Below are 20,168 nucleotides of genomic sequence, written 5' to 3'. Positions count from 1 at the left end.
CCGATCTCAGGCGGAAGTTGCGGCTTCCAGCGTTGTGCGAACGGCCTCGGCGGCGCGTATCCCCTGCTCGTAGGCGCCGCCGACCGTGCCCCATTGCTCCCGCGACAGCGCTTCGCCCGCGAAGAACAGCTTGCCGCCGATGCCGTCGCGCAGGGTGAGCCGCGCCTGGGCATGGCCCGGTGGGACGACGGCCCAGGAGCCACGCGCGAACGGATCATGCCGCCACGCGCTGATAGCCGGGATCGTGAGATCGCGCAGCCGCGCCCGCCCGACCTGCTCGGCCAGCACGGCGCGGACATGCCGGCGTACCGCATCGGGACCCCCGCCCGTGGCGTCGATGGCGGCGGCCTCGTGGATGTCCAGTTCGTAGAAATGGAACGGCGTGCCGTCGATGCGGGTAAGCAACCCGGAGGGTGAGCGGCGGCGGCCGTGGAAGCCCGCGAGCCGGTCGCGACCGCCGAACGGGCTCGACGGCCAGTGCAGCACCGCATGCTCGTAGATGCCGGTGGTGAACCCGTCGATGGCCGCCCGCACCGTATTGGGAAGGGGCGGCGAGAAGGCGGGTCCGTCGCGCAGGACCATGACCGGCACGGTGACGATGGCGGCTTTCGCCGACAGGCTCGTGCCGTCTTCCAACGAAATCCGCACCCCCTCCCCCGCCCAGTCGATGCGGCGGACGGGGGCCGAGAGGCGGATCGGCAGGCCGGCGGCGAGCCGCGCGAGGTAGTTGCCGTAGCCCCCGGCGATGAAGAAGTTATCGCCGTATTCCATGCTCGGGAAATCATGCAGGGAGACCTCTCCGAGGGGTCGACCCGAGACGAGGCCGTGGACCTGCGCGACGCGCGCGGCCCAGGGCCCGAGCCCGGCCGGCAGCGCGCTGGCGGCGGGGCGATCCTCGCCGTCCTTGCCGGCGCCGCCGGTCATGGCCTGGTCGGCGCGCTCGAAGGCGCGGGCGCCCGCGCGGGCTTCCGAGGGGCGGGCGGGCCTGCCGGAGACCCAGGTGTGGCCGTTCTGCGGCGCCCGGTGCAGGCGCTCGCCGCGCTCCCGCCCGAGGGCCACGAGGGGATTGATCGGCCCGGCATGGAGCCAGTGCGCCCCGAGATCGACTGGGTGTCCGCGCAGCGGCACCGTCACGGCCCGGCCGCCAACACGATCCCGCGCCTCCAGCACCGCCACCGACCGCCCGGCCTCAATAAGGCTCCGGGCCGCCGCGATTCCCGCCGCCCCGGCGCCGACGATCACCACATCCGGGGAGGCCGGCAGCGGCGCCAGGGCCGGACGAAAATCGGGGGTCAGGGCCGGTTGCGTCGTCATCGTCACCGTCTCGCTTCTCCCCCGCCCTTGCACCGCAGCGGGCGCGATCCCACAACCCAGCCGTCTCGATCCGCTCCGGACCAGAACCGATGATTCTCGATTCCGCTTCCGCGGCCCTTCGTCAGACGCTGTCGCCGGCCCTGCGCGGCATCCTCTGGAAATCGCTCGGCCTCACCCTCGCGATCCTCGCATTGCTGTGGCTCGGCCTGACGCGGCTGATCCAGGCGTTCCAGGCGAGCCACCACATCTCGTCGCAGTACCCGATCCTAGACAGCCTCGCCTACTACCTCGCGGGGTTCGGCCTCTTCGTCGCCCTCGCCTACCTGATGCCGGCCGTTTCGATCATCGTCGCCGGCTTCTTCCTCGATGATGCCGCCGAGATCGTGGAGCGTACAGACTTCCCCGGCGAGCCGCCGGGGCAGGCCATGCCGTTCGGCATCTCGATGCTCTATGCGCTACGCTTCGCGGGCCTGACGCTGCTCGTGAACATGGCCGCGCTGGTGATCTTCTTCGTTCCGGTGATCGGCGTGGCCGCGTTCTTCGCCGCCAATGCCTACCTGCTTTCGCGGGAATATTTCGAGATGGCGGCAGCGCGTTTCCGCCGGATCGACGGCGCTGCGCAGATGCGCCGTGACCATGCCCTGCGCACGCTCCTCGCCGGGTGCCTGCTGGCGGGAATGATGATCGTGCCGGTGGTCAATCTCGTGACGCCTCTCTTCGGAATCGCCCTGATGGTCCATCTGCACAAGCGCATCTCGGCGCGTCAGCCGCGCCTGACCTACCCGCGCTGACCCCCCGCTGCGGCGAGGGGCGCCCTGGTATTCCAGCAAGCGCCCCTCTAGCGTGCCGCGATGCCCGGTCGCCGCCGGGCCGGAGCGGGCCTGTGATGGAATCGCGTGAGGAACGCCAGGACCCGCCGCCCCCACCGGGCATGGCCCCCTTCGTGCTCCTGATCCTCGCCGCGGCGGGCCTGATCGGCTGGGGCGCCTACGGGCAGTGGCAGCGCGACGTCGAGGCGACGCGCACCCTCGACAAGATCCGCACACTGGTGCCCCGCGTGCGCACGGCCCTGGCCGAGCGGGCCGACGGCCCCCTCGACCTGACGTTGCCCGGCGAGACGCGCCCCTTCCTCACCGCCGCCATCGCCGCGCGGGCGACGGGCTACATCGCCGAGCGCCGGATCGACATCGGCTCCCGCGTGAAGGCCGGGGACCTCCTCTTCCGGATCGCGGCGCCCGATCTCGACCAGCAGCTGACCCAGGCCGAGGCGCAACTCGGCCAGTTGAAGGCGCAGAAGCTTCAGGCCGAGGCGCAGGTTGAGCAGGCCAAGGCCAACGTCACGCTGGCCAACCTGACCAACAACCGGACGACGACCCTCGCCGACCAGGGCTGGGCCTCCCGCCAGAACGCCGACACCTCGCAGGCGGGTGTCCTGTCCCAGGCCGCGACCCTGGCCGGCGCCGAGGCCGGCGTGAAGGTCGCCGCCGCCAACATCAAGGCGCAGGGCGCGGTGGTCGAACGCCTGAAGGCGCTCGCCGCGTTCGAGAGGGTCGTGGCGCCCTTCGACGGCGTGGTCACCACCCGGAACATCGATGTCGGCGATCTGGTGAAGGCCGACAACGGCGGCACGCCCCTCCTGACCATGGATCAGGACACCACCCTGCGCATCGCGGTGAACGTGCCGCAGAACCTCACCCGTGGCGTGGCCCCCGGCGTCGAGGCGACGATCCGCGTGCCGCAACTGCCGGGACGGACCTTCACCGGCTCGGTGGAGCGCAGTTCCGTCGCATTGCAGGCGGCCTCGCGGACTCTGACGACCGAAGTCGATGTGCCGAATCCGGACGGCATCCTGCGCGCCGGCATCCATGCCGACGTCACCCTCAAGCTGCCGCGCGACAAACCGGGCGTGATCGTCCCGTCCGAAGCGGCGATCTTCAGCAAGGGGGAGTTGCGCGTCGCCGTGGTGAAGGATGACGGGCGCGCCACCTGGCGGACCATCCGCCTTCGCAGGGATTTCGGCCGGGCGCTCGAAATCGAGGACGGCATCGATGCGCAGACCCGCATCATCCTCGGCCCGCCGCCCGACCTACGCGAGGACCAGCCCGTGGAGCGGGACGACGGCCCCGCCGGGCACCAGCCGATGCGCTCGGCGGCCCGCTAGAATCAGTTCACCCGGACGACGAGCTTCATCTTCGGGTGGATGCCGCAGAGCACTTGGAACACGCCCGTCTGCGTGAACGTGACCGGCGTGCGGCTGCCCGGCTCCTGATCGCCCGAATCGAAGCTGAAGGTCGGCGAGTCGACGTAGGCGTGGTGGAGCAGGTCACTGTCGTCGTTGACGATGACGATCGTTTCCCCCTTCGACACCACGATCGTCTCGGGATGGAAGGTCCGCCCCTTCTGCGAGACGATGATGCCCAGGGCCTGCAGCTTCCCCACGACGGGAATGCCGGCGACGATGCCGAGCCCCAGCGACAGCAATGTCGGGAACATCACTGCAAGGCCAGGCTTGCGCGGCGGGAGAGTGGCGAGGCTCGACATGCAGGCTCCCGTTTCTTCACAACACGTAGCCATACAAGGTTGAGAAAAGCTTTTGCTTGATCCACCTGACCACGCTGCTTGCCTTCGCAATGCAAGCGTGGGGCCGGGACGGCACTTTCGTAATTCAACGAAACGCTCAGCTAATCACACTTTAAGATGTCGCCCATAGGATCGACGTCGCGGACCGAGTGGTGAACCGGTGAGATGCAATATTTCGAGGCGGCATTCCCGATGAAAGCGAGGGCGCGAGCCCTCAGGCGGAGCTCGCCGGTCGGCGCCTTCGTCGCAACGATCAAGGCGCGCATCTTCATCGCCTTCTTCGTGATGAGCCTGCTCTCCGGCGGCCTCGGCTTCTACGCCATCGTGGCGATCGCCCATGTCGGCGATCTCGTCGGCCGGACCTACGACCAGTCGTTGATGTCCATCAACTATGCGCGCGCCACGGCGGCGGACTTCGCCAAGATGCGCGCCACCTTCGCGCGGCAGGGCCTCACACGTGACAAGGCCGCCATCGCCAAGCTCGACGCGCAGATCACCGAACTCCACACCACCCTCGCCGAAGACCTGACCATCGCCGTCGAGCGCGCCCAATCCGACCGGGCCGTGCGCGCCGCCCTCGCCGTGCAATCCGGCGTCGCCGCCTGGGACGACATCCGGCGCAGCTTCGGCGACCTCTCTGCCGTCCGCCCCGAGCGCTGGGATGCCCTCGACCATCAGGCCGACGCCATCGACGCCCAGATCGACATGCTGGTGAACTACACGGCGGGCGATGGATTCACTTTCCGGCAGGCCGCCCGGATGGCGGTCGGCAGCGAGTTGCGCCTCAACATGGCAGCGGCGCTGCTCGCAATCTTCGGCTCGGGCGTGATCGCGTGGCTCCTGCACCGCCGCATCCGGGGGCCGATCGTCTCCGCGTCGCTCGCGGCCCAGCGGATCGCGGGCGGTCACCTCGACGATTCGATCCCCACCGACGGCCGCGACGAACTCGGCAGCCTGCTCCGCTCCATGGCGGCGATGCGTGACAACATCCGCGCGATGATGGAACGCGAGGTCCGCCAGCGCCAATCGGCGGAACGGCTGCTTACCGACGCGCTGCAAAGCTCGCGCGAGGGCGTCGTCGTCGTCGATGCTCTCGGGTGCATCGCGTTCGCCAACCCGATGGCGCTGAAGTTCTTCGAAGGGCTCGGGACGGCCGGCAACTCCTCCGGTGAAACCAACTGCCGCGAGGCCCTGTCCTGCGATGGCGAGTTCCGGTTGCCGAACGGGCGCTGGCTGCGCGTGAGCCGCAGCGCCACCGAGGGCGGCGGCTTCGTCGCCGTGTGCAGCGACATCAGCGTTGAGAAGGAGCAGGAGGCCAAGCTTCGCGAGACGAACCTGCGCCTCGACGCGGCCCTCGACAACATGTCCCAGGGCCTGTGCCTGTACGATGCCGACCACCGGCTGATGGTGGTGAACCGCCGCTACGGCCAGATCTACGGCCTGCCGGCGAACGCGGTGACGCCGGGCATGACGGCGATGGAGGTGCTGGCCGTCAGCTCCAACGGCGGCAATTCGGCCGTGCCCTCGGTCTATCCGGTGATCGACGAGCTGCCGAATGGCAAGGTCATCGCCATCGAGCGCCGGAACACCGCCGATGGCGGCTTCGTGGCGACCTTCGAGGATGTCACCGAGCGGCGCCATGCGGAGGCGCGCATCGCGTTCCTCGCCCATCACGACGTGCTCACCGGCTTGCCGAACCGCATCGCGCTGGAACAGCAGATCAACGCCTCCATCGCGCAGACCGGGCGGGACCAGGGCTTCGCGATCTTCGCCCTCGACCTCGACGATTTCCGGCCGATCAACGACACGTTCGGCCACGCGGTCGGCGACGAACTGCTGGTGGCCGTGGCCAACCGGTTGAGCGCCTGCGTGCGCGAGATCGACTGCGTCGCCCGCATCGGCGCCGACGAGTTCGTTGTCGTCCAGCGGGCCGTCGAACGGCCGGAGGATGCCGCCGTCCTCGCCCGCCGGCTCATCGACGTGGTGAAGGCGCCCTATGTCCTGTCGAACCAGACCGTCAGCGTCGGCGTCACCATCGGCGTCACCGTCGCCCCCGGTGACGGCACGAGTTGCGGCAAGCTCCTGAAGAACGCCGACGTGGCGCTGGCCAGGGCGAAGGCTGAGGCGCGGGGCGCGTTCCGGTACTTCGAGCCGGATATGGATGCCCGGTTGCAGGCGCGGCGAGCGTTGGAGAGCGACCTGCGCCACGCGCTGGAGACCAAGGCGTTCGAGGTCTACTACCAGCCGATCTACAGCCTCGGCTCCGAGCGGATCTGCGGGTTCGAGGCGCTGCTGCGCTGGAAGCACCCGGTGCGCGGCTTCATCTCGCCGGCCGAATTCATCCCCCTCGCGGAGGAGTTGGGCCTGATCGTTCCCCTCGGGGAATGGGTGCTGGTCCAGGCCTGCACCGATGCCGCCCGCTGGCCGGATGGCCTGAAGATCGCCGTCAACGTTTCGGCGGTGCAGTTCACCTCGGCGAGCCTTGTGTCCGCCGTGCGGGATGCCCTGCGCACCACCGGCCTTCCCGGCCGGCGACTGGAACTCGAGATCACCGAATCGGTGCTCGTCGCCAATCCCGGAGTGACCACCGCGATCCTGCACAGCCTCAAGGGGCTCGGGGTGCGGGTGTCGATGGACGATTTTGGCACCGGGTACTCGTCGCTGAGCTACCTGCGCAGCTTTCCCTTCGACAAGATCAAGATCGACCAGTCCTTCGTCCGCGACCTCTGCGAGGAGGACGGCACAGACTTCATCGTCCGCGCGGTCATCAGCCTCGGCGCGAGCCTCGGCATGACGACGACGGCGGAGGGCGTCGAGACCGAAGCGCAGCTGGCGCGGCTGCGTGCCGAGGGTTGCGACGAGGTGCAGGGCTATCTCTTCAGCCGCCCGGTGCCGATCACCGAGGTGCCGAACGTCATCGCCCGCTGGAACGGCGCGACGCGCGCCATCGCCTGAAACGGGAAGGCCGGGTTCATCGCCCGGCCTTCGTCTTATTCCGCCGCGTCGAGGCGCGGGGTTTCGAGATCGGCCCGCTCGCGCTTCACGAGTTCGGCCGTGCGGAACGCCACCTCAAGAGCCTGCTCCGCGTTGAGGCGCGGGTCGCAGTAGGTGTGGTAGCGGTCGCTCAGGTCGTCGGCCGTCAGGGCGCGGGCACCGCCCGTGCACTCGGTCACGTCCTTGCCCGTCATCTCCAGATGGATGCCGCCGGCAATCGTACCCTCGGCGCGGTGGACGCCGAAGAAGCCCTCGATCTCCTGCATCACCCGGTCGAACGGGCGGGTCTTGTAGCCGCCCGCCGAGACCGTGTTGCCGTGCATCGGATCGCACACCCACACGACCGACCGGCCCTCCCGCTCGACCGCTCGCACGAGACCCGGCAGGTGCTCGCCCACCTTGTCCGCGCCGAAGCGGCAGATGAGGCTCAGGCGCCCCGCCTCGTTCTCCGGGTTCAGGAGGTCGATCAGCTTGATCAGCCCCTCTCCCGTCATGGACGGACCGCACTTGAGACCGATCGGATTCTTGATGCCGCGCGCGTATTCCACGTGGGCATGGTCCGGCTGGCGGGTGCGATCACCAATCCACAGCATGTGCCCGGAGGTCGCGTACCAATCGCCGCTCGTGGAATCGACGCGGGTCAGGGCCTGCTCGTAGCCGAGCAGCAGCGCCTCGTGGCTCGTGTAGAAATCGGTGGTCCGCACCTCCTGGTGCGTCTCCGGGTTGATGCCGATGGCGCGCATGAAGCCGAGCGCGTCGGTCATGCGCGAGGCGACGTCCTGGTAGCGCGAGGATTGCGGCGAATCCTTCACGAAGCCCAGCATCCAGCGGTGCGCGTTCTCGAGGTTCGCGTAGCCGCCGGTCGCGAAGGCGCGCAGCAGGTTCAGCGTCGCCGCCGACTGCCGGTACGCTTCGAGCTGGCGCCGCGGATCGGGGATCCGCGCCTCTTCCGTGAAGCCGATGCCGTTGACGATGTCGCCCCGGTAGCTTGGCAGGGACACGTCGCCCTGCGTCTCGTTCGGGGACGAGCGCGGCTTGGCGAACTGCCCGGCGATGCGCCCAACCTTAACCACGGGCGATCCGCCCGCGAAGGTCAGCACCATCGCCATCTGCAGGAACACGCGGAAGAAATCGCGGATGTTGTCGGCCGAATGCTCGTCGAAGCTCTCGGCGCAATCGCCGCCCTGGAGGAGGAAGGCCTCACCGGTGGAGACGCGGGCCAGCGCCGCCTTCAGCTTGCGGGCCTCGCCTGCAAAAACCAACGGCGGAAAGCTCGCGATCTGCGTCTCGACGGCAGCCAGGGCGGCGGCGTCCGGATAGGCCGGCACCTGCTGAATCGGCAGATTCCGCCACGTCGTCGGTGTCCAGCGCTCGCCCATGATTCCTCTCCACGCACGTCACTCGTGCGGCCGCGCCCTTCGCGCGGATGGGGGCTTATAGAGACATTCCTCACGGATCGCGAGGGGGCTGCGCTAGAGGCCGGGCTCGCCGTCCTCCACCTCGATCCCGTGCTCCGCGAGGATCCAGAAGATGGCTTCCAGATCCTCCGCCGAGACGTCCCGGGGCGGCAGCGCCTCTTCCAGGTCGTCGTAGGTCAGGCAGCGGCTGCGCTGGGCTTCCGCCTTGGCGAGCAGCCTGTCGATGGCCCGCCGGATGTCGGCCGGCAGCGCATCCTGGCTGGGCAGGCGATACGAGAACGCCGGCCGCAAGGCTTCGGCCAGAAGGCCGTCAATGATCGCTTGACGCCGGTCGTGGGCGTCGTCGCGTTTTCCGTTGCCAGAGCCGTGTTTGCCCATCCGCCTGATATGGCTCAGGGGCGCACGGCGTCGAGGCCCCGCTACACGATAGCGTCAACCGACTCCCACCGGATGCTTGGTCACGGCCGGCACCCGCATCGTCACGAGTTCCTCGGCGGCGGTGGGGTGGACGGCGATGGTCCGGTCGAAATCTGCCTTGGTGGCCCCCATCGTCACGGCGATGCCGACCGCCTGGATCAGCTCGCCCGCATCCTGCCCGAACAGGTGCACGCCCATCACCCGATCTGTCGCGCAATCGACGATGACCTTCATGATCACCCGCTCGTCGCGGCCGGAGAGGGTCGCCTTCATCGGCCGGAACGACGCCTTGTAGACGTCGATCCGCTCGCAGGCTTGGCGCGCCGCGCTCTCGCTGAGGCCCACGGTGCCGATCTCGGGCGTCGAGAACACGGCGGTGGGGATGAGGTGGTGATCGACGCTGGTCGGCTTGCGGCCGAACTCGGTGTCGGCGAAGGCGTGGCCCTCGCGGATGGCGACGGGCGTGAGGTTGGCGCGGTTCGTCACGTCGCCCACGGCGAAGATCGACGGCACGGTGGTGCGCGAGAATTGATCGACGGGGATCGCCCCGGCCGCGTCGGGTACGATACTCACCCGGTCGAGGCCGAGCCCGCCGATGTTCGGCTTGCGGCCGGTGGCGAGGAGGACCTGATCGGCCTCGATCACGCTGCCATCGTCGAGCGTCGCCGTGAGCCCGGAGCCCCGCCGCTCGATCCGGCTCAGGCTGCGCCCGAGGCGGAGGTCCATGCGCTTGGCGTAGGCCTCGGCCAGGGCGTCGCGGACCTCGTCGTCGAAGCCGCGCAGCAGCTTGTCGCCCCTGTGCAGGAGCGTGGTGCGGCTGCCGAGGGCGGCGAACACGCCCGCGAACTCCACCGCGATGTAGCCGCCGCCGATGACGAGGATACGCTCCGGCAGGCTCTCCAACTCGAACACCTCGTTCGAGGTGATGGCGAGGTCTACCCCCGGCACGGCCGGCTCCTTCACCGGATGCGCGCCCACCGCCACGAGGATTCGCTCAGCGCGCACGCGGCGATCCGACTTCAGCAGATGCACCGTGTGGGCGTCCTCGATCACCGCCCGCTCGGGCACGATCTCGACGCCCGCCCGCATTAGGTTCACGTCGTAGATGCCTTCGAGCCGCGTGACTTCGGCGTCGCGCCGCGCCTTCAGCACGGACCAGTCGAAGCGCGGCGTCGGGAGCGTCCAGCCGAACCCGGCGGCATCCTCGAACTCGTCGGCGAAGCGGCCGGCATAGACCATCAGCTTCTTCGGCACGCAACCCCGGATCACGCAGGTGCCACCGACGCGGTATTCCTCGGCCAGCATCACCTTCGCGCCGTAGCCGGCCGCGATGCGCGCCGCCCGGACACCGCCCGAGCCGCCACCGATGACGAAGAGATCGACGTCGAAGCTCATGTCGGCAGATCCGTCGCGGGTGTTCGAACACGGGCACGGGCCGCCCGCGCCCAGGTGATGGCAGCACCGAGCCCGGCCGTCCACCAGCCGGCCCAGCCGTTGTGCTCCACGAAGGCGATGGAGGCCGAGCAGGCGACGAGGCCGAGCGCCACGGCGAGGTCCGCCGCCGGCAGGGTGGCGATCCGCGCCAGCATCAGCATCAGGACCAGAGCCGCGAGGAACGCCCCCGGCACGCCGAGTTCGGCCCAGACCTGGAGGAAGCTGTTATGCGGGTGGCCGACGCCGAGGAGGATCCGCATGTCCGGCGGCACCTGCGCGGCCACGGGCGTCTCCGCGAACCGCGCGCTCGTGCCGAAGCCCGCGCCGCGCCACGGCGCGGCGGCGACCGCCGTGCCGAAGCTGCGGGCGATGGCGACCCGCGCCCGCGACGAGGATTGCGTCAGTTGCTGGTGCGCCGCCTCGGGCATGAGCCGGGCGAGGAGATCGCCCTCGACGGGCGCCAGCGCCACGGCGAGGCCGAGCCCGAGGCCGGCGAGGGCCACACCCGCCTTGCGTGGCAGCACGCGGCCGAGCCCCGCCATGGCGGGGCCCGCCGCCAGTCCCATCATCGCCGCGCCGCTGATCGAGCGCAGGATGCCGAGGCCGGCGAAGCCGAGCGTCGCGAGGGCGGCCACCCGCCTCTGCGACCGCCACAGCAACAGGGCAAGGGGCCCGGCCACGAGGTCGAGGGTCAGCACGGGCCGGTTGTGCACGAAGGCCGCGGCCCGGCGGCCGAACGCTCGCTCCACCGGCAGGTCGTAGGCGAGGTCGATGGCCACGAACAGGCCCGACGCCACGATCACGAGGCAGCCAAGCGGCAGGGCGATTTCCGGGATGCGCCCCGGCGCGAGCCGCGCCAGCAGATAGGCCCCGATCAGCGTCGGCAGGAATTCGCCGAGGATGCGCAAGGACAGAGCCGGAAACGGGCTCCACGCGATGGAGACGAGGCTCCACGCAAGGAAGGCCAGGGCGGCGAGCCCCAGCGGCGTCCTGAGCGGGCCGATGAGCAGGGCCGGCGTGTCGCCGCCCCCCTCGCGCCAGCGGCCGGCGAGGAAGGCGAGCGCTGCAATGCCCACGACGACGGGGCTCGACCGGTTGGCGAGCACCATCGCCAGGGGCAACAGTGCCAGAGCCGCCCCACCGAGGGCGTAGAACGGCCGGGCCGCGTGCATGGGGGCTTACTGAAGCTGGTGGCCGCGCTTGCCCATCTCCGCGCGGACGCGGATCATGATGTATTCCGAGACCTCCTCGGTCCAGCCCTGCATGGCGCGGACCATCTCGTCCAGAAGGGCCGGCTGCATCTCGACGTAGCGCTTGCCGGCGGGCGAGCGGAAGAAGTTCGCGATGTCGTTGAGTTCGGGCTCGGAGAACTTCGCCGCGTAGGTTCGCGCGGCGATGTCGATCATCCGCTGCTTCTGCAGCTCCATCTCCGGCTGGAGGGCAACCAGCACCTCATCGAGGTCCTTCTGCAGCTCCGGCCGGGTGACGGCCTGCTTGCGGATCTGGTCCGCGAAGGACGGAATGATCGAATCGAACGAGCGCGCGATGCCTGAGGAGAGCATCACCTCGCGGGCGAGGGCGAGGTGGTTGGCCGTATAGGTCGGCCCGGCCGGGGTGTTGGCGGCCGGCAACGGGGCGGCGGGCTTCTTGGCCTGGGCCAGGGCCGGCAGGCAGGGAGCCGCGAGGGCGAGGCCGACCAGGGCGGCGAGGAGGCGGGACATCAGCGGGTTCCGTCGTTGCGAGGAGCGGTTCAGGCGAGGCGGCCGAGGATCGTGACCTCGGCTTGCCCGCCGACATCGGCGGCGAGGATCGCGGCGGTCGCGATTCCGAGGAAGAGTCCGTGCTCGACCACGCCTGGCACGGACCAGAGGGCGGTGCCCAGCCGTTCGGGATCGGGGATGCGGCCGAGCTTGGCATCGAGGATGACGTGGCCGCCATCGGTCTTCACCGGATGGCCATCCGGGCCGAGGCGCAAATCGACCGGCCCCCGGCAGCCGGCGGCGGCGATCGCTTCCTCGACCGCCTGCTGGGTCGCGGTGAGGCCGAACAGGTTCACTTCGATGGGGAGCGGGAAGGCGCCGAGCGTCGCGACGTGCTTGGACGCATCCGCGATCACCACCATCCGGTGGCTGGCGCAGGCAACGATCTTCTCGCGCAGCAGCGCGGCGCCGCCGCCCTTGATGAGGCGCAGGTTGTTGTCGACCTCGTCCGCCCCGTCGATGGTGAGATCGAGGTGCGGAAGCTCGTCCAGGGTGGCGAGGCGGATGCCGAGCCCCTGGGCCTGACGCCGGGTCGCCTCGGATGTCGGCACGCCGACCACGTCGAGCCCGTCGCGCACCCGCGCGCCAAGGAGGTCCACGAAGGCGGCGGCGGTCGAGCCGGTGCCGAGGCCGAGGCGCATCCCCGGCTCGACCAGTTCGAGGGCGCGGGCGGCGGCGGCCCGGCGAAGGTCGGGCCCGCTCATGGACGACGGTTCCGGGAAGTCTGAGCGAAGTGGACGACGCGCATGATCGGGCTGGCCCTGAGGGACGTTCGCCGCGCCCCTACCATGCCGGCCGCCCGACCGGAACGGGACTCGCGCGAAGCCGGTATCACGGACGGCCACCCTGTGGGGGCGTGGCGCCGGGGCCCGGCCGCCCGGTGGAGATGCCGGGGACGGGCGTGCCGTCCTGCGCCTCGGCGCCAGCCTTCGATTGCTGGGTGCAGACCACCTGCTCCTTCTTCACCAACACGAAGCAGATGCTCATCTCGCCGGTGCGGTAGTTCACCCGGAACACGCCGGCCTCGCGGGCGTGGCGGCTGGCGACGAGACCGTATTCCGCCGGGGGCTGCGCGCCCGCGCCCTCACCCGCGCCGAAGCACACGGTCTGGCCGATGCCACCGCCCGATTCCTGAAGCCCGTACTGGCAGGATGTGACTTCGCCCGTCACCTTGTCGACCCGGTACATGCGGTTCAGATCGGTCTGCGGCGCGGGCACGAATTCATACGAGGACGCCAGAGCCGGCAAGGCGTGCAGCGTGGCACAGACGAGAAGCGTCGGCAGGATCGGGCGCATGGGACATCCGGTAGAGGGAAGCCTCCGGTCTCGCTGAGGTTTCGGGCAAGTCTTAGGCATGGCGCACCTTGCCGGGCCGCCACCGGCCAGATAGCGAGGCGCCATTCCCTGACAGACGGATCTTGCCATGGCCGCCCCGCCCATCGCCGTGTTCGACCTCGACGGCACCCTCGCCGAGACGGCGGGCGACCTAATTGGCACGCTGAACGTGCTCCTGACCCGCGAGGGCCTTGCCGAGCTTCCCCTTTCACAAGCGCGCGAATTGATCGGCGCCGGGGCCAAGGCCCTGATCAAGCGCGGCTTCGAGGCCGAGGGGCGCGAGATCGGCCCGGCCGAGCACGAGCGGCTGTTCGACGACTTCATCGCCCATTACGGCGAGCATCTGGCCGATTCCTCGCACCTGTTCGACGGCGTCGTGCAGGCGCTGGACCGGCTGGAGGCGTCGGGCTTCCGGCTCGCCGTCTGCACGAACAAGTACGAGGGGCAGTCGGTGAAGCTGCTGGGCCTGCTCGGCATCGCCGAGCGCTTCGCCGCCATCTGCGGCCGGGACACGTTCCCGCAATCGAAGCCCGATCCGCGCCACCTCACCGGCACGATCAAGCGCGCGGGCGGCGATCCGGCCCGCGCCGTGATGGTGGGCGATTCCCGCACCGACATCGATACCGCCAAGGCGGCGGGCATCCCGGTGGTGGCGGTCACGTTCGGCTACACCGACACCCCCGTCTCCAAACTCGGGCCCGACCGGGTGATCGAGCACTTCTCGGAGTTGCACGAGGCCGTCACCTCGCTGGTGCGCGTGGCCTGAAAAGGCTCAGGCGAGCCATGTCCTGAGGCGGGCCACCGTATCGCGGCAATCCTTCTCCGATCCGGCGAAGGAGAAGCGGACATGGTGGCCCCCGGCGGCGGGGTCGAAATCGAGGCCGGGCGTCGAGGCGATGCCAGCCTCGTCCAGCATCCGGCGGCAGAAGCCGGCGGCGTCGTTCGTCAGGTTCGACACGTCCGCGTAGATGTAGAACGCCCCGTCCGCCGGATGGACCTTGCCGAGGCCGAGGCCGGGTAAGGCGTCGAGCAGGATGGCGCGGTTACGGGCATAGCCCTCGCGGACGGCTTCCAGCTCCTCCGTCGCGTCGAACGCGGCGAGCGCCCCGACCTGCGAGAGGTAGGGGGCCGAGATGTAGAGGTTCTGCGCCAGCCGCTCGACGGCGCGCAGCAGGCTCTCCGGCACGACCATCCAGCCGATGCGCCAGCCCGTCATGCAATGGTACTTCGAAAAGGAGTTGATGATCACCGCATCCGGCTCGAACTGGAGCGCGGTGGCGGCCGGCGCCCCGTAAGTGAGGCCGTGGTAGATCTCGTCCGAGATGAGCGGCAGCCCGAGGCTCCGGGCACGGGCGCAGAGGTCGGCCAGCGCTTCGGGCACGATCACCGTTCCCGACGGGTTCGCCGGGCTCATCACGAGCACGCCGTTCAGGTTGCTCGCCTCGTGAGTCGCCTGCAGCAGGGCGGCGGTGGGGGCAAAGCGGTCCTGCTCGCGCAGGACCATCGGCACCGGCTCGACGCCGAGCGAGGCGAGGATGTTGCGATAGGCCGGATAGCCCGGCTGCGGCACGCCGACCCGGTCGCCCGCATCGAACAGGGCCATGAAGGCGAGGAGGAAGCCCGCCGAGGAGCCGGTCGTCACCACGACCTGCTCCGGGGCCACCGTGACGCCGTAGCGCGTCCGGTAGTCCCGCGCGATGCGCTCGCGCAGCGCCGGCAGACCCAGTGCCTCCGTGTAGGGCACGCGGCCGAGGGTGAGCGCCTGGCGGGCGGCCTCGACCACCGGGCGCGGGGCGCCCGCCGAGGGCTGGCCCACTTCCATATGCACCACGTCGAGGCCGGAGCGTTCCCTGGCGGCGGCGGCGCTCATCACGTCCATCACCATGAACGGTGCGACGGAGGCGGCACGGCGGGACGGTTGCGGCATGGGATCCGACGGGTTCACGCGCCCGGCGGGCGCAGACGGGCTATTTGACCGCGCGCCGCGAAAACGCCAAACCCCTCCCTCATAGGCTCGCGCCTGTCAGACGCCCGCGTCCCGCGAGGATCCATGCCCTTCACCCGTTCCCTGCCCGCCCTCGCGCTCGTCCTGAGCCTCGGCGCGTCCGCCACCGCCCTGGCCCAGGAAGCCGCCGCGCCCTTCACCGACGCGCAGCGCTCGGCCATCGAGGGGATCATCAAGGAATACCTCGTCAAGAACCCCGAGGTCCTGCAGGACGCCCTCGCCGAGGCTGAGAAGCGGCAGGTCGAGACGCAGCGCCTCGCCCAGGCCGCCGCCCTCAAGGAATCCCGCGAGATGCTTGTGAACGGCAAGCACGACGTGGTGGGCGGCAACCCGACGGGCGACGTCACCCTGGTGGAGTTCTTCGATTACAATTGCGGCTACTGCCGCAAGGCGCTCGGCGACGTGCAAGCGTTGATCAAGTCGGACCCGAAGCTGCGGGTCGTCATCAAGGACTTCCCCGTGCTTGGCCCGGAATCGCTTGAGGCGAGCCAGGTGGCCATGGCCGTGGCGCAGCAGCTGAAGGGCGACAAGCTCTTCGAATTCCACCAGAAGCTGCTCGAGTCGAAGGGCCGGGTGAACGGCGCCAAGGCGCTCGACGTCGCCAAGTCGATGGGCCTCGACACCGCAAAGCTTCAGAAGGACATGGCGTCCCCGGACGTGAAGGCGGCGCTCTCGGAGAATCGCGGGCTCGGCGACCGCCTCGGCCTATCGGGCACGCCGGCCTTCATCATCGGTGACGAGGTGATCCCCGGCGCGGTCGGCGTGGAGCCGATGCGCAAGACCATCGCCGACGTCCGTCAGTGCGGCCACGCCTCCTGCTGAGGCATTCGACGCAACAACCGTTCATCGCCGCTTGTCGCGGGGCGGCCTCGTCGTCTAAGACCACGGGTGCCCGCGGCGAACCGCGGTGCCCCCCGGCGCCCGGTTGAGCCCGAGCCCCCGCCCGCCGGAACATCGGACCCGATGCCAGACGAAGAAGGCCGGATGCCCAAGCACGACTCCATCGATCCCGAGCTCGTCCGCGAGCTCGCCCACCTCGTCACGGAGACCGGTCTCTCCGAGATCGAGGTCGAAAAGGGTGACCTGCGTATCCGCGTGGTCCGCCGGATCGAGCCCGTTTCCGTCCAGGTCGCGGCGCCGGCCCCCATCGCGGCGGCGGCGCCCGCGCCGATGCACATGCCTGCGGCCCTGGCCCCGGCCGAGCCCGCGCGCACGGAGCCTGGCACGGTGCCCTCCCCCATGGTCGGCACCGCCTATCTGCGTCCCTCGCCCGAGGCGAAGGCCTTCATCGATGTCGGCTCGCGGGTCGAGGTCGGTGACAAGCTCCTGCTGATCGAGGCGATGAAGACCTTCAACGAGATCGTCGCGACCCGAGCCGGCACCGTGACGGCGATCTTCGTCGAGGACGGCCAGCCGGTCGAGTTCGGCGAGGCGCTCCTCGTCATCGCCTGACGCCCCGGGAAGCTGCCGCCATGTTCGACAAGATCCTGATCGCCAACCGGGGCGAGATCGCGCTGCGAATCCTGCGGGCGGCGAAGGAACTCGGCATCGCCACCGTGGCGGTCCATTCCACCGCCGACGCGGACGCCATGCATGTGCGCCTCGCCGACGAGAGCGTGTGCATCGGTCCGCCCGCCGCGCGCGACAGCTACCTCAACATCCCCTCGATCATCGCGGCCTGCGAGATCACCGGGGCGGATGCGGTCCATCCCGGCTACGGCTTCCTCTCGGAGAACGCCCGCTTCGCCGAGGTGCTGGCCCATCACGAGATTGGCTTCATCGGCCCCAAGGCGGAGCATATCCGCATCATGGGCGACAAGATCGAGGCGAAGCGCACGGCGCTGAAGCTCGGAATTCCCTGCGTTCCCGGCTCCGAGGGCGGGGTCGAGACCGGTGACGAGGCCAAGCGCGTCGCCGCCGAGATCGGCTATCCGGTGCTGGTGAAGGCCGCCTCCGGCGGCGGTGGTCGCGGCATGAAGGTCGCCCGCACCGAGGCCGACCTCGATCAGGCCATCGGCATGGCCCGCTCCGAGGCGAAGGCCGCCTTCGGGGACGATTCGGTCTACCTCGAAAAGTATCTCGAAAAGCCGCGCCACATCGAGGTGCAGGTGTTGGGTGACGGGAAGGGCAGCGCTGTCCACCTCGCCGAGCGCGATTGCTCGCTCCAGCGTCGCCACCAGAAGGTGTGGGAAGAGGGCGGCTCGCCGGCCCTCAACGAGGCGATGCGGGCCGAGATCGGCGGCATCTGCGCCAACGCCATGCAGAAGCTCGGCTATCTCGGTGCCGGCACGGTCGAGTTCCTGTACGAGGACGGCCGCTTCTACTTCATCGAGATGAACACCCGGATCCAGGTCGAGCACCCGGTGACGGAGATGATCACCGGCATCGACCTCGTGAACGAGCAGATCCGTGTGGCGGCGGGCGCGCCCCTCTCGGTCGTGCAGAGCGACATCAAGGTCGAGGGGCACGCCATCGAGTGCCGCATCAACGCTGAGGACCCGGAGACCTTCCGGCCCTCGCCGGGGCTGATCACCTATTACCACCCACCGGGCGGCCTCGGGGTCCGCGTGGATTCGGCTGCCTTCCAGGGCTACCGCATCCCGCCGAACTACGATTCGCTCATCGGCAAGCTGATCGTCCACGGCCGCACCCGGAACGAGTGCCTGATGCGCCTGCGCCGGGCCCTGGACGAGTTCGTCATCGACGGTGTCGACACCACCCTGCCCCTGTTCCGTGCCCTGGTCCGCAATCAGGACGTGCAGAACGGCATGTACGACATCCATTGGCTGGAGACGGCGCTCGCCAGCGGCGCCCTGAAGACCTGACGCCGCGCGGCTCCCGGGCCTCTGGCCTTTCGCGCGGCGCCGGGCGACATTTCCGCCATGCATGACGGCGCCCGTATCGACATCACGCCCGAGATCCTGCTCAAGGCCTATGCCGCCGGGATCTTTCCGATGGCGGAGGACGCGGACGATCCGACGCTCTACTGGGTTGAGCCCCGCGCCCGGGGCATTCTGCCGCTCGATGGGTTCCGCATCCCGCGCCGCCTCGCCCGCACCGTCCGCTCGGACGTGTTCGAGGTCCGCTCCGACACCGATTTCGGCGGCGTGATCGAGGGCTGTGCCGGGCCGCGCCGGGACAGCGAGCGCACCTGGATCAACGGGCGCATCCGCGACCTCTACGGCGCGCTGTTCGACGAGGGCTACGTCCACACGATCGAGGTTTATGCCCGCGACACGCAGCGGCTCGTCGGCGGGCTTTACGGAGTCTCCCTCGGCGCGGCCTTCTTCGGGGAGAGCATGTTCCACCTCGCCCGCGACGCCTCGAAGGTGGCCCTCGTCCACCTGATGGCGCGGCTGAGGACGGGCGGCTACCGGCTGGCCGACACGCAATTCGTGACCGACCACCTTGCCCAGTTCGGCGCGGAGGAGATTCCCCGCCACGCCTACAAGCGCCGGCTCGCCACGGCCCTCGACGGCGAGGCGGATTGGGGCATCTGGCCGGGGGACGGCAGCGTCAGCGGAGAGCAGGCGCTGCTGGCACTCGCACCGGTCGAGGTGTGACCGCGACTACCGGAAGATCGCGTCGAAGATCGATTGCGGCTGAGGCGGCGGCGGCGGGGCCGGCGCGGGGCCTTCGTTCGACGGGAAGAATTTCCGCGAGGGTTTCTGCTTCGGCTGCACCGGCACGCCGCGCGGCGCTTCCACGTCCACCTGCCCGGCCGAGTTGACCTGCTGGGCGGTCTTCGTCGCGTCCTTGCGCTTGCCCGACTTCTCGGGCTTCGCCGCGAGGGCCGGTACGTCCTCCTGCTCCTTCGCCTCGGCGATCACGTCGCTGCCGCCCTTACAATCCACGAGCCAGACGTCGTAGATCGGGTGCTCGATGGCGTGCAGGCCGGGGCTCGACGCGAACATCCAGCCGGTGAAGATCCGGCGGTACTTGTTGTCGAGGGTCACTTCGTCCACCTCGAGGAAGGCCGTGGTCTTGGCCGGCTCGGTGGGCGGACGCGAATAGCACACGCGCGGGGTGAGCTGAAGGGCGCCGAACTGGACGGTCTCGTCCACGGCGACCTCGAAGGACACGATGCGGCCGGTGATCTTGTCGAGGCCGGAGAACACCGCCGTCGGGTTCTTAATCTTGTCGGCCACGGCCGGCACGGCCGCGAGGCACGCGGCGCCGAAGCAGAGCGCCCGGACGGCGCGGAAGAGGGTGCGGCTCAAGGCGTCTGCCTTTCGGCGGTCTGGGCTAAGCGAGGTGCGCCCGTTTCAACACCGCAACGGTGGCGGCAAAAGGGCGCTACGCCGCGCCTATTCCGGCGACCAGGGGGCGTAGTCGCCCGTCGCGGCGGGACGCGAGCCCCAGGAGAGCTGCGAGCCCTGCGGCCGGTAGGCGTTGGCCGTGCCGGTCTGGTTCTCGACATGCGGCTTCTGCCAGGGCTTGGGCGTGTACTGTTCCTCGCTCGGCGCCACATCGACGTTGTGGCACAGCCAGCCGCGCCAGCCCGGCGGCACCTTCGAGGCGTCCGCGTAGCCGTTGTACACGACCCAGCGCCGCTCGCTGCCGACCGAACGGTCGATCAGCGCGCCCTGCGCCTTGTAGTACTTGTTCCCCAGCTCGTCCTCGCCGACGAAGATGCCCGAGCGCGCGGTTTGGACGGCGACCGAGACGGTCTGGCCGTTCCACCACGTGAAGATGCGCAGCAGGGTGTCTTTAAGTGCCATCACCCGATCCGGTCTGGGCCGCGCCCGCGGGCGCGTCGGAGGCGGTTATGGGCAGGCCGCGCCCGCGAGTCCAGTGCTGCGTTGCGGCCGGCCGACCTGTCGCACGGATGTCACGGCCACGCTCCGGCATTTCCGGGCGGCTCGCGTTGCCATGTGGACGCAAAATAATCCCGACGGAAATCATCGACGC

General features: G+C 69.7%; 20 protein-coding genes. 8 read left to right on the top strand and 12 right to left on the bottom strand.

All coding sequences use genetic code 11. The annotated features are described in order from the left end of the window. Positions 1 to 6: 6 nt before the first annotated feature. On the bottom strand, positions 7 to 1,314 hold the full coding sequence (locus tag MKK52_RS16760) for a flavin monoamine oxidase family protein (RefSeq protein ID WP_243955709.1): 1,308 nt from the start codon (positions 1,312 to 1,314) through the stop codon (positions 7 to 9). Between the two features lie 89 nt (positions 1,315 to 1,403). On the opposite strand from MKK52_RS16760, the gene MKK52_RS16755 reads away from it, so the two are divergent. Continuing rightward, on the top strand, positions 1,404 to 2,105 hold the full coding sequence (locus MKK52_RS16755; protein ID WP_243955708.1) for a sulfate transporter family protein: 702 nt from the start codon (positions 1,404 to 1,406) through the stop codon (positions 2,103 to 2,105). Positions 2,106 to 2,200: 95 nt separating this feature from the next. Next, a complete protein-coding gene (locus tag MKK52_RS16750) occupies positions 2,201 to 3,475 on the top strand; it encodes an efflux RND transporter periplasmic adaptor subunit (RefSeq protein ID WP_243955707.1) in 1,275 nt (424 codons plus the stop codon). Between the two features lie 2 nt (positions 3,476 to 3,477). Here the strand turns inward: MKK52_RS16750 and MKK52_RS16745 are convergent, their stop codons facing one another. Next, a complete protein-coding gene (locus tag MKK52_RS16745) occupies positions 3,478 to 3,855 on the bottom strand; it encodes a plastocyanin (RefSeq protein ID WP_243955706.1) in 378 nt (125 codons plus the stop codon). Positions 3,856 to 4,086: 231 nt separating this feature from the next. Between MKK52_RS16745 and MKK52_RS16740 the strand changes: the two genes are divergently transcribed. After that, positions 4,087 to 6,849, top strand: a complete 2,763-nt coding sequence (locus MKK52_RS16740; RefSeq protein ID WP_243955704.1) for an EAL domain-containing protein — start codon at positions 4,087 to 4,089, stop codon at positions 6,847 to 6,849. Positions 6,850 to 6,884: 35 nt separating this feature from the next. On the opposite strand, the gene MKK52_RS16735 is transcribed toward MKK52_RS16740, so the two are convergent. The 7 genes from MKK52_RS16735 to MKK52_RS16705 all read right to left on the bottom strand — a co-directional run bounded on the left by MKK52_RS16735 (position 6,885) and on the right by MKK52_RS16705 (position 13,213). Further along, positions 6,885 to 8,267 carry a class II 3-deoxy-7-phosphoheptulonate synthase gene (locus MKK52_RS16735; RefSeq protein WP_243955702.1) on the bottom strand — a complete coding sequence of 461 codons (1,383 nt, stop codon included), beginning with the start codon at positions 8,265 to 8,267 and terminating at the stop codon, positions 6,885 to 6,887. Positions 8,268 to 8,360: 93 nt separating this feature from the next. Continuing rightward, positions 8,361 to 8,684: an RNA polymerase sigma factor region1.1 domain-containing protein gene (locus MKK52_RS16730; protein WP_243955700.1), complete on the bottom strand. Its 324-nt coding sequence runs from the start codon at positions 8,682 to 8,684 to the stop codon at positions 8,361 to 8,363. A 54-nt stretch (positions 8,685 to 8,738) separates the two neighbouring features. Beyond that, positions 8,739 to 10,118: a glutathione-disulfide reductase gene (gor, locus tag MKK52_RS16725; RefSeq protein ID WP_243955698.1), complete on the bottom strand. Its 1,380-nt coding sequence runs from the start codon at positions 10,116 to 10,118 to the stop codon at positions 8,739 to 8,741. Next, positions 10,115 to 11,329, bottom strand: a complete 1,215-nt coding sequence (locus MKK52_RS16720) for an O-antigen ligase family protein (protein ID WP_243955696.1) — start codon at positions 11,327 to 11,329, stop codon at positions 10,115 to 10,117. Before MKK52_RS16720 ends, gor begins: the two co-directional genes overlap by 4 nt. 6 nt (positions 11,330 to 11,335) lie before the next feature. Then, on the bottom strand, positions 11,336 to 11,878 hold the full coding sequence (locus MKK52_RS16715) for a DUF2059 domain-containing protein (RefSeq protein WP_243955694.1): 543 nt from the start codon (positions 11,876 to 11,878) through the stop codon (positions 11,336 to 11,338). A 29-nt stretch (positions 11,879 to 11,907) separates the two neighbouring features. Then, complete coding sequence (gene rpiA, locus MKK52_RS16710) at positions 11,908 to 12,621, bottom strand: ribose-5-phosphate isomerase RpiA (RefSeq protein WP_243955692.1); 714 nt, start codon at positions 12,619 to 12,621, stop codon at positions 11,908 to 11,910. Positions 12,622 to 12,748: 127 nt separating this feature from the next. Then, complete coding sequence (locus tag MKK52_RS16705) at positions 12,749 to 13,213, bottom strand: hypothetical protein (protein WP_243955690.1); 465 nt, start codon at positions 13,211 to 13,213, stop codon at positions 12,749 to 12,751. Positions 13,214 to 13,340: 127 nt separating this feature from the next. On the opposite strand from MKK52_RS16705, the gene gph reads away from it, so the two are divergent. Then, positions 13,341 to 14,018 carry a phosphoglycolate phosphatase gene (gene gph, locus MKK52_RS16700; RefSeq protein ID WP_243955688.1) on the top strand — a complete coding sequence of 226 codons (678 nt, stop codon included), beginning with the start codon at positions 13,341 to 13,343 and terminating at the stop codon, positions 14,016 to 14,018. A 6-nt stretch (positions 14,019 to 14,024) separates the two neighbouring features. Here gph and MKK52_RS16695 read toward each other — a convergent pair whose 3' ends face one another. Next, positions 14,025 to 15,179: a pyridoxal phosphate-dependent aminotransferase gene (locus MKK52_RS16695; protein WP_243955686.1), complete on the bottom strand. Its 1,155-nt coding sequence runs from the start codon at positions 15,177 to 15,179 to the stop codon at positions 14,025 to 14,027. Positions 15,180 to 15,302: 123 nt separating this feature from the next. Between MKK52_RS16695 and MKK52_RS16690 the strand changes: the two genes are divergently transcribed. From MKK52_RS16690 to aat, 4 genes are all read left to right on the top strand, one after another. Continuing rightward, a complete protein-coding gene (locus MKK52_RS16690; protein WP_243955685.1) occupies positions 15,303 to 16,079 on the top strand; it encodes a DsbA family protein in 777 nt (258 codons plus the stop codon). A 162-nt stretch (positions 16,080 to 16,241) separates the two neighbouring features. After that, entirely contained in the window at positions 16,242 to 16,709 is a 468-nt protein-coding gene (gene accB / locus MKK52_RS16685; protein WP_243955684.1) for an acetyl-CoA carboxylase biotin carboxyl carrier protein, read from the top strand. A gap of 20 nt (positions 16,710 to 16,729) precedes the next feature. Further along, positions 16,730 to 18,082 carry an acetyl-CoA carboxylase biotin carboxylase subunit gene (gene accC / locus MKK52_RS16680; protein ID WP_243955683.1) on the top strand — a complete coding sequence of 451 codons (1,353 nt, stop codon included), beginning with the start codon at positions 16,730 to 16,732 and terminating at the stop codon, positions 18,080 to 18,082. Between the two features lie 57 nt (positions 18,083 to 18,139). Next, positions 18,140 to 18,820 carry a leucyl/phenylalanyl-tRNA--protein transferase gene (aat, locus tag MKK52_RS16675; RefSeq protein WP_243955682.1) on the top strand — a complete coding sequence of 227 codons (681 nt, stop codon included), beginning with the start codon at positions 18,140 to 18,142 and terminating at the stop codon, positions 18,818 to 18,820. 6 nt (positions 18,821 to 18,826) lie between these two features. On the opposite strand, the gene MKK52_RS16670 is transcribed toward aat, so the two are convergent. Together MKK52_RS16670 and MKK52_RS16665 are read right to left on the bottom strand one after the other, a co-directional pair. Further along, positions 18,827 to 19,477 (bottom strand): DUF2155 domain-containing protein, encoded by a 651-nt coding sequence (locus MKK52_RS16670; protein WP_243955681.1) that lies wholly within the window; start codon positions 19,475 to 19,477, stop codon positions 18,827 to 18,829. An 87-nt stretch (positions 19,478 to 19,564) separates the two neighbouring features. Then, entirely contained in the window at positions 19,565 to 19,978 is a 414-nt protein-coding gene (locus tag MKK52_RS16665) for an NADH:ubiquinone oxidoreductase subunit NDUFA12 (RefSeq protein WP_243955680.1), read from the bottom strand. Positions 19,979 to 20,168 lie beyond the last annotated feature (190 nt).

Source organism: Methylobacterium sp. J-067 (assembly GCF_022829465.1).
In the GTDB taxonomy this organism is placed as follows: Bacteria; Pseudomonadota; Alphaproteobacteria; order Rhizobiales; family Beijerinckiaceae; genus Methylobacterium; species Methylobacterium litchii.
Note: the sequence above shows the minus strand (reverse complement) of the source record. Positions and strands in the feature narration are given on the sequence as shown.